Source organism: Methanocorpusculum sp. (assembly GCF_030655665.1).
Classification (GTDB): domain Archaea; phylum Halobacteriota; class Methanomicrobia; order Methanomicrobiales; family Methanocorpusculaceae; genus Methanocorpusculum.
On record NZ_JAUSPQ010000004.1, the window covers coordinates 248,842 to 264,086 of the forward strand.

General features: G+C 49.8%; 16 protein-coding genes. 6 read left to right on the forward strand and 10 right to left on the reverse strand.

Translation table 11 applies throughout. The annotated features are described in order from the left end of the window. Nucleotides 1-87 precede the first annotated feature (87 nt). Nucleotides 88-546, forward strand: coding sequence for a hypothetical protein (locus tag Q7J08_RS02655; protein ID WP_304910141.1), 459 nt, complete (start codon nucleotides 88-90; stop codon nucleotides 544-546). Between the two features lie 134 nt (nucleotides 547-680). Here the strand turns inward: Q7J08_RS02655 and Q7J08_RS02660 are convergent, their stop codons facing one another. The 5 genes from Q7J08_RS02660 to asd form a co-directional block, all read right to left on the reverse strand. Beyond that, a complete protein-coding gene (locus tag Q7J08_RS02660; RefSeq protein ID WP_304910142.1) occupies nucleotides 681-815 on the reverse strand; it encodes a hypothetical protein in 135 nt (44 codons plus the stop codon). A 79-nt stretch (nucleotides 816-894) separates the two neighbouring features. Next, nucleotides 895-2,115 carry an MFS transporter gene (locus tag Q7J08_RS02665; RefSeq protein ID WP_304910143.1) on the reverse strand — a complete coding sequence of 407 codons (1,221 nt, stop codon included), beginning with the start codon at nucleotides 2,113-2,115 and terminating at the stop codon, nucleotides 895-897. A 37-nt stretch (nucleotides 2,116-2,152) separates the two neighbouring features. Next, nucleotides 2,153-3,388 carry an SLC13 family permease gene (locus Q7J08_RS02670; RefSeq protein WP_304910144.1) on the reverse strand — a complete coding sequence of 412 codons (1,236 nt, stop codon included), beginning with the start codon at nucleotides 3,386-3,388 and terminating at the stop codon, nucleotides 2,153-2,155. Between the two features lie 6 nt (nucleotides 3,389-3,394). Beyond that, on the reverse strand, nucleotides 3,395-3,664 hold the full coding sequence (albA, locus tag Q7J08_RS02675) for a DNA-binding protein Alba (RefSeq protein WP_304910145.1): 270 nt from the start codon (nucleotides 3,662-3,664) through the stop codon (nucleotides 3,395-3,397). A gap of 22 nt (nucleotides 3,665-3,686) precedes the next feature. After that, complete coding sequence (gene asd / locus Q7J08_RS02680) at nucleotides 3,687-4,703, reverse strand: aspartate-semialdehyde dehydrogenase (RefSeq protein WP_304910146.1); 1,017 nt, start codon at nucleotides 4,701-4,703, stop codon at nucleotides 3,687-3,689. A 518-nt stretch (nucleotides 4,704-5,221) separates the two neighbouring features. On the opposite strand from asd, the gene Q7J08_RS02685 reads away from it, so the two are divergent. Continuing rightward, a complete protein-coding gene (locus Q7J08_RS02685) occupies nucleotides 5,222-5,644 on the forward strand; it encodes a GxxExxY protein (protein WP_304910147.1) in 423 nt (140 codons plus the stop codon). 471 nt (nucleotides 5,645-6,115) lie between these two features. Here Q7J08_RS02685 and serS read toward each other — a convergent pair whose 3' ends face one another. Beyond that, nucleotides 6,116-7,393, reverse strand: coding sequence for a serine--tRNA ligase (gene serS / locus Q7J08_RS02690; RefSeq protein ID WP_304910148.1), 1,278 nt, complete (start codon nucleotides 7,391-7,393; stop codon nucleotides 6,116-6,118). Between the two features lie 107 nt (nucleotides 7,394-7,500). On the opposite strand from serS, the gene Q7J08_RS02695 reads away from it, so the two are divergent. The 4 genes from Q7J08_RS02695 to Q7J08_RS02710 all read left to right on the forward strand — a co-directional run bounded on the left by Q7J08_RS02695 (nucleotide 7,501) and on the right by Q7J08_RS02710 (nucleotide 10,734). Next, nucleotides 7,501-7,773: an acylphosphatase gene (locus Q7J08_RS02695; protein ID WP_304910149.1), complete on the forward strand. Its 273-nt coding sequence runs from the start codon at nucleotides 7,501-7,503 to the stop codon at nucleotides 7,771-7,773. A 3-nt stretch (nucleotides 7,774-7,776) separates the two neighbouring features. Next, nucleotides 7,777-8,364: a pyruvate kinase alpha/beta domain-containing protein gene (locus tag Q7J08_RS02700; protein ID WP_304910150.1), complete on the forward strand. Its 588-nt coding sequence runs from the start codon at nucleotides 7,777-7,779 to the stop codon at nucleotides 8,362-8,364. A gap of 1 nt (nucleotide 8,365) precedes the next feature. After that, complete coding sequence (locus Q7J08_RS02705; RefSeq protein WP_304910151.1) at nucleotides 8,366-9,211, forward strand: hypothetical protein; 846 nt, start codon at nucleotides 8,366-8,368, stop codon at nucleotides 9,209-9,211. 272 nt (nucleotides 9,212-9,483) lie between these two features. Continuing rightward, a complete protein-coding gene (locus tag Q7J08_RS02710) occupies nucleotides 9,484-10,734 on the forward strand; it encodes a Glu/Leu/Phe/Val dehydrogenase (protein WP_304910152.1) in 1,251 nt (416 codons plus the stop codon). A gap of 117 nt (nucleotides 10,735-10,851) precedes the next feature. Here the strand turns inward: Q7J08_RS02710 and Q7J08_RS02715 are convergent, their stop codons facing one another. The 4 genes from Q7J08_RS02715 to Q7J08_RS02730 all read right to left on the reverse strand — a co-directional run bounded on the left by Q7J08_RS02715 (nucleotide 10,852) and on the right by Q7J08_RS02730 (nucleotide 15,061). Continuing rightward, complete coding sequence (locus tag Q7J08_RS02715) at nucleotides 10,852-11,742, reverse strand: adenosylcobinamide amidohydrolase (RefSeq protein WP_304910153.1); 891 nt, start codon at nucleotides 11,740-11,742, stop codon at nucleotides 10,852-10,854. 222 nt (nucleotides 11,743-11,964) lie between these two features. After that, entirely contained in the window at nucleotides 11,965-12,528 is a 564-nt protein-coding gene (gene dcd / locus Q7J08_RS02720) for a dCTP deaminase (protein WP_304910154.1), read from the reverse strand. Between the two features lie 61 nt (nucleotides 12,529-12,589). Beyond that, nucleotides 12,590-14,392 carry a ribosome biogenesis/translation initiation ATPase RLI gene (locus Q7J08_RS02725; RefSeq protein WP_304910155.1) on the reverse strand — a complete coding sequence of 601 codons (1,803 nt, stop codon included), beginning with the start codon at nucleotides 14,390-14,392 and terminating at the stop codon, nucleotides 12,590-12,592. Then, nucleotides 14,393-15,061, reverse strand: a complete 669-nt coding sequence (locus tag Q7J08_RS02730) for a 4Fe-4S dicluster domain-containing protein (protein WP_304910156.1) — start codon at nucleotides 15,059-15,061, stop codon at nucleotides 14,393-14,395. It abuts the gene before it with no gap. Nucleotides 15,062-15,245: the final 184 nt, after the last annotated feature.

Here is a 15,245-nt window from a genome sequence, read left to right on the forward strand (position 1 = left end):
TGTGAAGGTAAACATGATCAAATCCTAATTTCTCTATTATTAATAAAAAATCGTATCCCATTTTCAATAAAAACATCGAAACAGATCATGACTAAGTCTGAACATTCCGGTGAAACACTAATTATTCGTGAGTTTCTCGGCAATGGGGGGAAAGGCAAATCCCAACTAATTAAGGAAGAAAATGGAAGAGATAACTGTATATTTCATTTTTCTTCGTTATATGGGACCAGAGATGAGCGGTATTCTCTAAAAGTTATTCTGGATAACGATGATGGCTATTGTCATGAGAAGCTCACTAAGAGAATTGAGACTGAGCACAAGAACGTGCATCTTTCAAGAATATCAAACTGTAGATATCGTCTGACTAAATCAGATGCATTTCAGGTGTTTATCTATCCTAAAACTTTGACAGACTCGGTTAATGAAACTTTGAATGAAAATACTAATTTCTATCACGGAGACGATGATTTAACGCAATTGTTTACACGTTATTTGAATCAGGCCCCATCATGGATTTCTGAGTTAGAGAGTTTTTTGCTGGATTAATAAATAAAATCTCTTACCAAAATTTGAGTTTTCAGATTTTATAGATTAAAAAAATCAACCAGCTGGCAATTCCACTGTCCTGAAAAAGTTACATCTATTCTAACTAAAAAAAGAGTTTAGAGAATACTTAAAGATCACTTTCGCTTGTTTTTGGTTTTCATGCCTTTTATATCAGCCTTTTTCGGGAAATGCTCACTGAATTTCTTTGTGTCGGTCTTATCTGCAAATCGGATGGAGTTGTCATCGTCATCTACAAAATCAAATGCCATTATTTTGTATATGGCATTTTTTGGAGATAAATTTTATCTCAGACGGAGCGTGATGCTCCGCATCCCATGAGATGGGGTCTTACTCCTCGGCAGATTCTGCAGGCTTATCCGAGTATGTGATAAACAGCGCGAGGATCGGACAGAGGACCGTTGGCACGATCAGCAAAAACATCGCGTCCGGCAGGGAACCCATGACATCCGCCGCCCACCCAATCAGCGCCGCTCCAACGCCGCCGATCCCCATCGAAAGACCAAGCGTGAGACCGGACGCAAACCCGACGCTGCCCGGCAGAAGGTCCTGGGTCATCGTCACCGAGGCCACATAACAGAAGCTCGCAAAGAATGCATACAGCATGATACCGGCATACATCGACCATCCGGTCGAGAGAAAGATCAGGCAGAAACACGGGATCGCACAGAGAAATCCGATCACAAGCACCCTCTTTCGCCCAAACTTGTCGGAAAGATACCCTCCCGCGATCTGCCCCACCACCCCGGAGAACAGCATGACAGAAATGATGACCGACGTCGTAAACGTGTCGATTCCCTGATACCATAAGAGAAGCAGGGTCGGCAGATACGTGATGACCCCGACATACGCCCATGCCCGCAGAGCACAGACCGTGACGACGAGTCCTGCAGGTATCCACCAGTATTTTCCGTGGACCTGCTTTTTTTCGACCACGGGTTTCTTTATCGGTTCGACAGCACCGGTGCGGCGGTCGTTTCGATAGATCCATGCGGCCCCGATGATCCCCGGCACCACCATCCAGGCGACCGACGGCAGACCGCCGAACGTGATGAAAAGACCGGCGATCAGCGGACCAAGTGAATAACTGATGCTCCCGCTTGTGGTAAAGATCGAGTTATACAATCCCTTTTTTGCAGGCGGACTCAGTTTATGGACGAGAGCCATGGCAGAAGGATGAAAAAGGGCATGACCTACTGCTGCTCCTCCGACAAGGAACAGGATGACCAGGTAATTGTTTGCTAAGACCGAGAGGGATATCCCGACACTGCCGATCAGAACACAGAGCGGCACGCTGACCCACTTGCCAGTCCGATCCCCATACAGCCCGATGAACGGCTGGGTGACGGATGAGACCACATTGAACACGGTAATGACCAGTCCAGCGAGAAAATACGAGAGCCCCATATTGACGATGAGAAGAGGGAGGATCACCGGCAGGATCGGGGTATAGAGATCGATCAGAAAATGACCGCTGATCGCCCCGGTTATTTTAGTGTCATATACCCGCCGCATGGAGTCGCCTGAAGATGAGTAATGATAATCACGCATCGTATATAACTAGTTGAGCCGGGATCCGCCGATTCGATCAGGCAACCAGCAGACCGACCACACTGATCCAGCCGATATACACCACGGCAGCGATAAGGGTCATGGGCAAACCTATTTTAAAAAACTCAATAAACGAAAAGGTCTTGCCGCTCTTTTCCGCATGCTGGAGAATGATCACGGTCGAAGCAGCGCCGATGATCGTAAGCGAACCGGCGGCCGTGCATCCGGCAACGAGTGTCATATACAGTGGGATCCCGGAACCAGAAAGGACCGGCAGGATCAGTGCCACGAACGGCACATTCGAGATGAACTGGGACACGATGACCGTCGAAGTAAACAGGACCGGGATCGAAGTCAGATCGGAAGACGGCAGGATGGTCTGGATAAAACCAGAGTTCCATACCGCCGCCATCAGGACAAACATCGAAGCAAAGAACAGGAGCGTCGACCAGTCGACCCTTCGCAGAAGTTGGAACCGCCTTTTGGAGAACAGAAGGAGGGGCAGCGCCGCAACGGCCGCGATGAACACAAAGGGCAGTTCGAAACCGAAAAATGACAGCACCACCCGCAAAACGATCGTCAGAAAAACGAGCCCTAATGAGATCGTTGAAAGCCGGGCAAGACTATTATGGAAGACCACCTCCTCACTCTCCTGTATCACAAAGGAATCCCGGTCAGGGATGGTCAGCAGAAGGATCCGGTACAGAACGTACAGGCAAATCACCGAAGGGACAACGAGATACAGGGCAAACTCCTGAAAAGCATTCGGGACCCCGCCTGACAACGCCACCAGCAGATTCTGCGGATTTCCTATCGGGGTCATGCAGCTGCCGAACGTCACCGAAAAACACAAAGCAAACAGCATCGTTTTGACCGGGATATTATATCTTGCCGCACAGAAAAGCGCGACCGTGGTCCCGATTATCGCGACGGTGTCGTTCATAAGAAATGCCGAAAACACTGCCATCAGCAGAATAAAACTGAACAACACGGCCTTCTTCGTCTGTGCACGGGCAAATCCCTTCAGCGAGACCCTATGAAGGAGACCGGACTTTTCGAGAGCGGCACCGAGAACAAACATCCCCAGCAAAAAGAAGATGACCTCAAAATTGATCGAAAAAAACGCATCCGGAAGCGTGATCGTTCCAAGAACCAGGGCGGCAAAAGCACCGGCCGTCATGATCGCCCAGATCGGAAGACGGACCTTTCCGATCCGCCGCACAACGATCAGACAGAAAACAACTGCAAGGATCCAGACTGCGATCGGGACCATAACGTGTTACGACTTCTGCAAAACGATCTCTATCGAAGAGACGTTCGTAGGTCCGTCATCTGTTTCAACCGAGTCCGTAGATATGGATATACTTTTTTTGACAATACCGGTAAGGAACTGACGGGTCGATACTTCGGCTGTATCGACCGCACGGACTATGGCTTTTCCGCGTGCTTTGATCACGACCTCCGAATTGCCGTTGTTGAACTGTGTGACTACAGCAAGTACATAACTCATCAAAGGTTTTGTGCCGATCAGTACAGTGTTGTCGTCCATTTGTTTAGTATATAGGGGATTCTCAGATATATTTCATCGTACGCAGCAGTTCTGCGTTTAAGACGGAGGCGCCGGCGGCACCGCGGATGGTGTTATGTCCCATCGCAACGAACCGGATACCTTCCCGCACTCTGCCGACCGATACGGTCATGGCATTGCCGCGGTTTCGGTCAAGCCTGGGCTGCGGACGGTTTTCCTGATCGAGATAGAGGACGGTATGGTCCGGCTGGGTCGGGAGACCCGAGAACGGAGGCTGCCAGGTTTTGAATGCGTCAATGACTTCTGCGGGTGTTGCCTTGATGTCGATCCATACATTGAGCGTGTGCCCGTCGATGACCGGCACGCGGTTACAGGATGCGGAGACCGAGAACGGAGCGCCGGTGATCTTGCCGCCGTCGAGGGTCCCGAGGATCTTGTTTGCTTCACGGGACATCTTTTCCTCTTCGCTGCCGATGTAGGGGATCACATTATCATAGATGCTGAAAGCGGGCACGCCCTCAAAACCTGCACCGGAGATCGCCTGCATGGTTGCGACATTGATGTTCGAGAAGGAGAATTTCCTCAGGGGGGCAAGGGCCGTCGCGAGCATGATCGTCGAACAGTTCGGATTCGTTACGATGAACCCGTCCCGTCCCTTTTTACGCTGGACGTCGATCAGAGCGGCGTGGTCCGGGTTGACCTCGGCGATCATCAGAGGGACGTCGGCTTCCATTCTGTGGGAACTTGCATTACTGCAGACACCCACTCCCGCATCGGCGATATCGGTTTCGAGTTTGGTGGCAATATCGGCAGGCAGAGCTGAGAACACTACATCACAATCTTTCACCGCGTCAACGGTCGTCGGAGCGACGATGAGTTCTGCTGCAGAATCCGGGAATGGTGAGTCGAGCCGCCAGTTTACCACCGATCCGTAGGTTTTTCCTGCCGAACGTTCGGATGCCGTAAGAGTGGTCAGGTTGAACCACGGGTGGTCTGCGAGCAACTGTACAAACCGCTGACCGACCGCGCCGGTCGCGCCAAGTACACCTACATTTATCATAGAAAGATATAGGGTGCGGCTCTTATTTAAATACGTGTTAGATAGTGTCTGTCCAACGAATAGGAATGTCGATTGGTATTTTTCCAATCAGAGATTCTGTAAAATAAACCTCATCTCATTTTATCGATGTTGAGCTTTTTTTGGGTGCGGGTTGGACGCTGAAAGCGGCCGACCTCAGCGGAGCAAATCTTTGATTTGCGACTGAGGGCTTCGGTTTCGTGTACGGGGTTTTTTCGGGAGGTACAATTCATCACACGAAATTCACGAAAAAATCCGCGAAAACACGAAAAAGAAAAAGTTTCGTTGAGTGAAGCGTCCATGGTCCCGTCCCCCAACACCAAAAATCACAAATTCGCAAACCTTTGGTTTGCTCGGCTAAGGTCGTCGACTTCGTCGCCAACCCGCCAACGAAATGCACGAAAAGGGGGACAGGGGCGGAGGGTTGATTGGTTGGTTGATCTATCGACCTGCATCAACGGGGTGATTTTTATTAGTATAGACCGGTAAAATAAAAGATAATGCTCTATTACAAAGACGAATCCTATGCAATTTTCGGGGCTATTTTTGAAGTGTACAAAACCCTAGGAAACACGTTCATCGAATCATTTTATCAGAAAGCTCTGGAGCATGAATTTAACCTGAGAAATATTCCGTTTGTCCCGCAAAAACGTATCCAGGCAGTATACAAAGGTCAGGATATCGGATATTATACCCCGGATTTTGTCTGTTATGATTGCATCATCGTTGAACTGAAGTCACGGGAGAATACCACAGATGAAGAACAAAAACAGGTGATAAACTATCTCAATCTCGGGAAATACGACCTGGGAATCTTAGTGAATTTTGGCACATATCCAAAGGTGTACGTGCAAAGGATCGTCCGAAAGGGAGCGTCACTTACTTCTGTGGAGGAAGAGGAACCGCCGTATTATTTTGGGTGAAGGAAAATCCTTTCCTCCACCCCTGTCCCCCCTTTTCGTGCATTTCGTTGGCGGGTTGGCGACGAAGTCGACGACCTTAGCCGAGCAAACCAAAGGTTTGCGAATTTGTGATTTTTCGTGTGGGGGGACGGGGGAGGGTACGATGTACACTCGCCTTACAACCGATCTATCTATTTTTCGTGTTTTCGTGTGTTTTTCGTGAATTTCGTGTGATGGATGCGCTCATGAAAAAGAATCTCGTACACGAAACCGAAAAAGATCGTTGACAGCGTTTCCAACCCGCACACTCGCAAATCAAAGATTTGATCGCAAGTCTATCGACTTGCTCAGCTAAGGCCACCCCTACGGGTCGGCCCGCCTCCGCTGAGGGCGAGCCTATCGGCTCACCCCGCACACCAAAAACGGTTTCTTCAATCAACACCATTCTGCCCAACGGATTGACATATCGATTGGACAGAGCAAAAAAAGAGGTTAGAGATACTCCAGACCGTTCATATACGGGCGAAGGACCTTGGGGATCTCGACCTTGCCGTCTTCGGTCTGGTAGTTTTCGAGGATACAGCGCAGAGCACGGGAAGTGGCTACCGCCGTAGAATTTAGGGTGTGGAGCCACTGTTTGGACTCGAATTCATGTGCATCGCGGACACGGATGTTCAGCCGTACCGACTGATAAGCGGTACAGTTCGAACAGGAGACTACTTCGCGGTACTCATTGTCCCGCGGCATCCATGCCTCCATATCATACTTTTTCGCAGCAACGGTCCCGATATCGCCGGTACAGATGTTCACAACCCGGTAGGGAAGACCGAGTTTCGTAAACAGCTCTTCTGAGTTTGCCAACAGCTCCTCGTGCATTTCCCAGGACTTCTCAGGCATACAATAGATGAACTGTTCAATCTTGGTGAACTGGTGGACACGGAAAAGACCGCGGGAATCAAGTCCGTGAGCCCCGATCTCACGCCGGAAACAAGGCGAGATACCCACCATTTTCAGAGGAAGATCCTTCTCTTCGAAGATCTCGTCCTGATACATGGCGGCCATGGGGTGTTCCGCAGTGGCGATCAAATAGGCATCGTCATTCTCGATCTTGTACATGACCTTCTCGAAATCCCCGAGGTCAGTGACCTCCTCGTAGGATTTTCTGTTCATCATGTACGGCGGGATGATGGGGGTATAGCCTTTGGCGATGATCGTATCCAGAGCAAACCTCTGCAGAGCGAGATCAAGGAGAGCGAGATTGCCTTTCAGGAAATAGAATCCTGCACCGCTCGTTTTTGTGGCACGCTCAAAGTCGGCCCAGCCGTTTTCTGCGGCAAGTTCCCCGTGGTTCTTCAGTTCGAAATCGAGGATCCGCGGCGTGCCAACTTTCTTCACGACGACGTTTTCCGTATCGTCTTTCCCGTAGGGAACACTCTCGTGGAGGATATTCGGCAGACGCATCAGGTAATATCTTACCAGTTCGGTCGCCTTTTCCATGATATCGTCGTTATCCTTGATCATTCCAGGCAAAGCCTTTGCTTCGGCAAAAAGAGGAGCCGGATCCTTCCCCTCTTTTTTAGCGGCATTGATATCCTTTGCTATCTGATTTCTTCTGGCACGAAGTTCATTGTTTTTGACCGTGAGTTCGCGGAAAATTTTATCCTGTTCAAGAACCGTATCGACCCAGAGAAGTTTCTCGGCATCCTGGCGTTTTTCCAGATCTGCCAGAACTACTTCCGGGTGGGCTCTGACGAATTTGATATCGAGCATGATTGACTAGTAATGTTTGCGCTTTTAGATGAAGAGGGTTTTTGTTATACAAACGAGTTATTAAACATCAAATGACATACTTAAGATAACAACCAGGTCAGACGATCATGAAACAGACAATGGAGATCCTCTTCTCCGGAAGGGTACAAAAAGTCGGCTTTCGTGCCTGCATAAGAAACGCAGGATTAAACTTGGGATTGTGCGGCGAAGTAGAGAACCTATCCAACGGCAAGGTCCGGGTTCTTGTTACCGGAGAGGACGTCATCATCGAAAAGTTCCTCGCCATGACCTACTCCTGCCCGCGTGCGATCATCAGGGATCTGAAATGCACCGGCTATGTTCTGACCGATTTCACTGATTTTACGATAATACGGGAGTAAAAAATGAGAATCGAAAAAACCATCACGTATTTTAACGAACCAGGGAGGGAAAACACCCCGGACTGTGCAGAAATAGCAGTACAGCGTGCAAAGGAACTCGGGCTTTCAACTATCGTTGTTGCAAGTTCCGGAGGATACACGGCAAAGACCTTTTTCGAGGCGATGAAGGGGACTGACCTCCGTCTCGTGGTCGTGGCACATGCGGTAGGATTTTCCAAACCCGGCGTCTGGGAGTTTGATCCAAAACTCGCAGAAGAACTGCGGTCTGCGGGCGTCGTGATCATCTGCGGCACGCATGCCCTTTCCGGACTGGAACGGGCGATCTCCAGAAATCCGAAACTCGGGGGAAGCAGCAGGACCGAGGCAATTGCCGAAGCATTCAGACGGACCGTCGCAATCGGAATGAAGGTCGCAGTCGAGTGTGTTCTGATCGCAGCAGACCAGGGAGCGATTCCCATTTCTGATGAGGTCGTCGCGGTCGGAGGGACTGCGGAAGGAGCTGACACGGTGGTCGTGATCAGACCTGCCCACACGGCAGCCTTCTTCGATCTGCAGGTCAGGGAATTTGTTGCGATGCCAAGGAACCGCTGAGATGGCACTCAAATCATTATCCGAAGCACTTGGTCTGCTCGTAAAAAAGCCGATCGTCTGGATGCCGGGACTTTTTGCCGCATTTGCCATAATGTTTACGTATTATATGTACACGCTCTTTGGAGTGACGGCGGCACTTGCATGCGGCATTGCCCTTCTCGTGATCTTCCCGGCATTTCTTGCAGGCACCTACGGGGTCATCATCGGGGATAAAGCAGCCTCCTCCGACTTCAGAAAATATGCTGCATACGGCTATTTCAGATGTCTGATCCCGAACATCGTTGTGTTCCTGATCGGATATGTGCTTTCCAATACGCTGACGTATTTCCTGCTGATGTTAGGTATTTCCGTGGATGTGGCGTTCTATTTCAGCATATTCCTGATCATCCCGCTGATTTTCTTCTTTTACTTCGCAGATATTACCGCGATGGTCAACAACCTTGCGGCATTCCGGGCAATAAAAGACAGCGCACTCCGCGTAACCACAGGTTCGATTTCGGTCACGGCATTCTATCTTTTCAACGTCGCACTCTTTTTTGCGGCTTCGTTTATCTTTTCCGCAGTATGGTCACTCCTCGCAATCGACGCACTCACACCGATCTCACAGATGACCGAGGCGGAGATCTTGTCATTATCCCAGACGGAACTCCTTGCACTGTTTACCGCGCCGGAGATCATTTCATCCGGATGCCTCGCCCTTGCCTTCTGTGCCAGTATATTTGTGCCGATCTTTGTATCCTACAAAGCGTGTTTCTTTAAACGCATCCTTCTCAAACTTCCCGCTCAGCCGTCACAGGAAAGTCAGCAGGGAACATATGACGAGAAGGGACGCTGGTACAAATATTAATATTCATAATCCCTTTTTTGTGCGCGTTTTCCTTTCTATTTGATCTCCGTCCGGTTTGAATTCATGGTGCCATGCTAACACGTAACATACAAATACCACGCTCAAAGCCCGAAATAAAAATCCCGGCAATTATAGAGTATTTTTAGAAATGCATCAAGAATATTGGTTTGAATCAGAAATGACACGATATGTTTTATATATGAGAATCCAAACATTAATTGTCACAACGCAGTTGAACTCCTAAGTTCCGTGCGATTGGCAGGAAACAAACCATGTCGAAGGTAAACCCGTTTGAAATGGCCCAACATCAGCTTATGGATTGCGCAAAAATCCTCAAGCTCGATCAGGGCGTTGTTGATATCCTCATGCAACCGCAGAGACAGATTCAGGTATCTATCCCCGTCAAGATGGACGACGGCACCACCAGGGTTTTCCAGGGATTCCGTGTGCAGTACAACAATGCACTCGGCCCCTATAAGGGAGGAATCCGGTATCACCCTGAAGAGACTATCGACACAGTCCGTGCTCTTTCAGCATGGATGACGTGGAAGTGTGCAGTGCTGGACCTCCCGCTCGGTGGAGGAAAAGGCGGTATCATCTGCAACCCCAAGGAGATGTCTAAGGGTGAACTTGAACGTATGAGCCGCGGATATATCCGTGCGATCTGGAAGAACATCGGTCCCGACACTGATGTCCCGGCGCCTGATGTATACACTGATGGTCAGATCATGGCATGGATGATGGACGAGTACTCTGTCATCCACGGAAAGAACCAGTTTGGTCTCCTGACAGGCAAACCGCTGGTCATCGGCGGTTCCCTCGGACGTGGTGATTCAACTGCAAAAGGTGGATTATTCACACTCCGTGAAGCAGCAAAAGAGTTCAACATTGATCTGAAGAAGGCAACTGTCGCAGTTCTCGGATTCGGAAATGCAGGTTCCTTTGCAGCAACGCTCATCCAGGAGATGTTCGGCTCCAAAGTTGTCGCAGTAACCGACTCGAAAGGCGGTATCTACGATCCAAAAGGACTTGACATCAACGCAGTCGCTGCCCACAAGTTACAGACCAAATCAGTCGTCGGCTACAAAGGTCTCAAGACCCTTACCAACGACGAAGTTATGGGACTTCCAGTCGACGTCATTGTCGCCGCAGCACCCGATGAGGGAGCAATCAACGAGAAGGTCGCACCAACCGTCAAGGCAACGGTCATCTGTGAACTCGCAAACGGCCCAACCACTCCAGAAGGAGATGCGATCCTCTACAAGAACGGCGTTCATGTTATCCCCGACTTCCTGTGTAATGCAGGCGGTGTAACGGTCTCATACTACGAAATGGTCCAGAATATGTATATGCACTACTGGACTCTCGATGATGTATATGCAAAACTCGATGCAGCTATGACCAAGTCCTATCACGCAGTCCTGGCAGCATCCAAACAATACAAGATCAACATGCGTCAGGCAGCATACGTTGTTGCAGTCTCACGTGTAGTTGAAGGTATGAAAGTCCGCGGCTGGGTCTAAGACCCCGCCCGGTAATTACCTTCACTATTTTTTTATTATTTTCATCCGGAAAAACCGCAAGCAGATTCATCTGTCTGCGAAAATCAAAAATCCGGTAAAAAAAAAGTATAGGAAATATTATTGGTTTATCTGTTCGTTTACTTTTTTCAGTTCATCCAGTGATGCGTCCGGATGTTTTTTGAGATAGGCGGCAACTTCCGGTTTATGGAGAAGCAGACAGTTGGTACATGCCCAGACTTTTTGACCGCTTGAGGAGCTGTCGATCCATTCACCAAGGGATTCATCATGACATGGATAGAAGGGGCAGTAACAAAAATCACAGGACTGACCCGGGAAGTGACAGGGATAATAGGGACATCCCTCTTTTTTCCATTCAAACCAGCCGTGATCGTTATATCTGGAGTAAATGAAGTAGGTAGGCTCGGTCACTTTGACCGTGTCTTCATGCCGTCTGACTGCTTCCATGACCCCGTGCAGGACCGCGGCATAGATCCGTTTTCCCGGCTCGGTATAGGTTCCTGCATACGTATGTTTGATATCGCCTTCGGAGGCGATTATTACCGCATCAGAGGTTGTACCGGTAAAATCCCTGCCCAAAAGCCGCAGTGCATGGGCTTTTGCTTCGGTCGCAGTGATAATGGTTTCAAGAAGAGCAGCATCGGAAAATCTCTCGTTTGAGGTGACGATGATATTGATGGTGTGCGGCTTGGTCGGATCCGGATTCGGATTGGAGACACCTGCCGTAACGAATACTGAGATATAATCATACTGAAGGATGCAGAGATCCTTCATGGAAACCGCGGTGAGAAGGCCGAACGCATCATCTGCATACGTTGCATCGGCAAGGAGCCCGCGAATGAATACTACAGGGTCGTTGTGATCAAAATCCTTCTCAACGGTGTGATTGAGAAGCGTGGAAACCTGCCGGAGTCCGCCGTCAACGCCAGTACTGACCGCATGGAAGCTGCCCCTGACGTACAGGGTATTTCTGGTGTAATGATACCGCATGGATTTGCTCTTATGTTATTTTGGCGGGAAAGTTATTTAGAGTGTAGGATATCGTAAGGAAAGATGTGCATCTGGTCCGGGGGATCAGGGGCTTAACCCGGATAATATGGTTGGTTCAATCAAATGATATCCGTAATTCCCCGTGTTTTGGGGTTCTTCAAAAAAAGAGACGGAACGATAGGCAGGCACAAAAGAGCGTGCGTACCGTTTCAAAAAACGGGATCACTCCACGTTTTTCAGCATATTTTTATCATAACGGGAGATGGTGGCGTTTTTCTGATTCTGATATTTTGCATCCGGTTTTTTATTGTATGGGCATTCGCAGCGTTTGGTCACGTAGAAGACGAGCTGGCCGATCGGCATGCCTGCATATACGCGGACGGGACGGCAGTTCGAGTTGCACATCTCAAGGGTGATGGTTCCGGAAAATCCTGCATCGATCCAGCCTCCGGTCTGATGGAGGGCGATGCCGAGGCGTGCCACACTGCTCTTTCCTTCGATGGAGGAGACGATGTTATCGGGCAGCGTCACGGTTTCCAAAGTTTCCGCAAGGACGAACTGTCCTGGCTGGATGTCAAAATAGGTTCCTTTTCGTTCTTGTGTATGGGTGTAAAGGGTCTCTTTTTGATAAGGGTCGATCACATCATCGCATGGTTCATACCAGACAAAATGATTACCAAGGCGGATATCAAGGGAGTTGGGCTGAACAAGCGCCGGATCGAATGGATCGATGCCGATGTACCCCCTTTTGATATGGTCTGCAATTTCCCAGTCTACCAGAATCATACCTTACTATTCGTTGGATAAGATAAAATAATGTTCAGTCTGTGTGTCTGAAAAAAAAGGTTTACTCTTCCGGACTTTTCTCAGCCGCAAGAGCAAACTCAGCAGCATTATAGTAATAATACTCCCCTGCCGCCTTCTGCTCCCGGTCGAGATAGGATCCCGGATTATTGATCCGCGGCCGGCCCGTCTTGTCCCGGCGGAACGTGATACCCAGATTCGAAAGGAACATATTCATACCCTCCTTCATCTCAAACGGACCACAGGCAGAACCGGCAACCCCGGGCTCACCATCAAACACCAACAGGCGTTCACTGATCATATCGATCGAATACATATCATGATCGATCACCATGATTCCTGCCCCCTTATCCTCTGCCGCACGCTTGATGACCTTCGTCGTAACAAGCCGCTGCTCGACATCCAGATGCGCCGAAGGCTCATCAAGAATATAGAGATCCGCTTCACGGGAAAGACACAGAGCGATCGCCACACGCTGAAGTTCTCCGCCCGAAAGGTTTTTCACCTCGGACTGGAGAATCGGCATAAGGCCAAGCGGTTCCAGGATCTCGTGTTGATAATACGACGTATCGAACCGCCGGGTCGCCGCACGAAGCGTAAACTCCACTGTGTCGGATGAATCGGCAGTCACATACTGCGGTTTGTAGGAAACACGAACCGTATCGAACTTCTTCCCGCCGTCCGGCGTCTCCACCCCGGCAAGCAACTTCGCAAACGTTGACTTCCCGATACCGTTCGCTCCGACGATACCAAGAACCTCGCCGCGGCGGACTTCTCCGCCCTCGACCGTGAGTTTGAATCCCGGGAACGACTTCGTCATCTTTGGAATCGTCATCAGGGTCTCGCGGTCGACATCACTCTCATGACTCCGCGTCTCGAACAGGACCGGATAATCACGGATACGGACGTTCTCCTCGGCGACAAAGCCTTCGAGATACTGATTCACACCGATACGGACACCTTTCGGCCGGGAAATGATACCAAACGCCGAGGGTTTTCCATACCCAATGTGGACCGTTTCGGCGACCATGTCGAGGATCGCGATATCATGCTCGACCAGGATAACCGGATGCTCGGCTGCGAGTTCCCGGATCAGGCGGGCCGCGATCATTCTCTGATAGATATCCAGGAACGGCGTTACTTCATCAAGGAAGTAAAAGTTGGCCTTCTTTGATAGAGCCACGGTCAAAGCGACCCGCTGAAGTTCTCCGCCCGAAAGATACGAGAGATCTTTATCGAGGATCTTATCGAGAGCTAGTTCCTTTGCGTAATAGTCAAGCTTCTTCCGCTCATCATTCTGCTCCAGAAGGGAGCGGACCGTGCCCTTGAAAGCTTTCGGGATGAAGTCGATATATTGGGGTTTGATGGAGGCCTTGATCGTTTTCGAGGCGACCTGTTTGAGATAATCCAGGAGTTCGGTCCCTGCATAATGCTTCAGGATCTCCGCCCACTCGACCTCGTGATCGAAGATACCGAGATTCGGTCGAAGCTGCCCGGAAAGAATCTTGACCGCAGTTGATTTTCCAATACCGTTTGGACCGAGAAGACCGGTGACTTTTCCCGCCACAGGTTGGGGAAGTCCGTAGAGGACGAAGGCGTTCGGCCCATAACGGGTCACCGGGGTATCGAGTTCTTCCGGGAGCTGGATGATATCCAGAGCCTCGAACGGACATTTTTTGACGCAGATACCGCAGCCTACGCAAAGCTCTTCGGAGATCTCTGCTCGGCCGCTCTCTCCTATAATGATGGTCTCATCACCAGTACGGACCCGGGGGCAGTACGCGATGCACTCTTTGCCGCATTTTTTGGCATGGCATCGATCTTTATGAACGATGGCTAATCTCATTTATGCGGAGAGGAGGGAGGTCGAAAGCATGAGTGTCCAGGAGAGATACCAGGTGGCAAAGGTCAGGAATGCCTGATAGAACCAGTCCTTCTTACCGAGTTTGGACGTGTCGATCTTGATAACCATGAAGAGGGACTTCTGAAGAACGATGGCAACAAGTAATACCAGGATACCAACGATCGGATTTGCCTGTACACCGGCTAGTCCTGCCTCGATCATCGATGTGTTGATCGGGTTTGGCGTGCCTGCCAGATAGTAGGAGACAAGACCTGCGACCATACCAAGACCGCAGGCAATCGCGGTTCGGATAACGCGCTCGGCGTGTCGGGCCTTCTTATTAGCAACCTTCTCTTCTGGAGTCTCTTTTCGTTTTGTCGGAGCGGTCTGTTTGGTGACTTCTTCGGTCTTTTCCTCGATCTCGTCGATCTTTTCGTCGATCTCGACATCGAGAGGTTTTCTGTCAGGTCTTGTGACCATCTCGATAGCCTTCTCAGGACAGATCTTCACACATTTCCCGCATCCGTTGCATAACTCCTCAACGACCGTGGCTTTCTTATTCCGTCCAATGAAAATAACCGGCTGATCTTTGCGTGACGCCGGGCAAAATTTCACGCAGCGGTTGCACATCGCCGTGTTGCATTTTTCTTTTTTAATATAGGCTACCTGCATTATGGATATCTCCGCGATTTTTCAGTCTGATTATATTAGTACTCAGGTCTTATCTATGTTATCTGTTCTGTTCCGAAAAATCATCAGGCGCGCAGTGCCCCATGAAGTAGGATTTGCCGGGCCGCTGTTTGAAAAATCCGTGACAGGGGAAGCGGAAGCATGGTCGATTTATAGTTCTGCACGT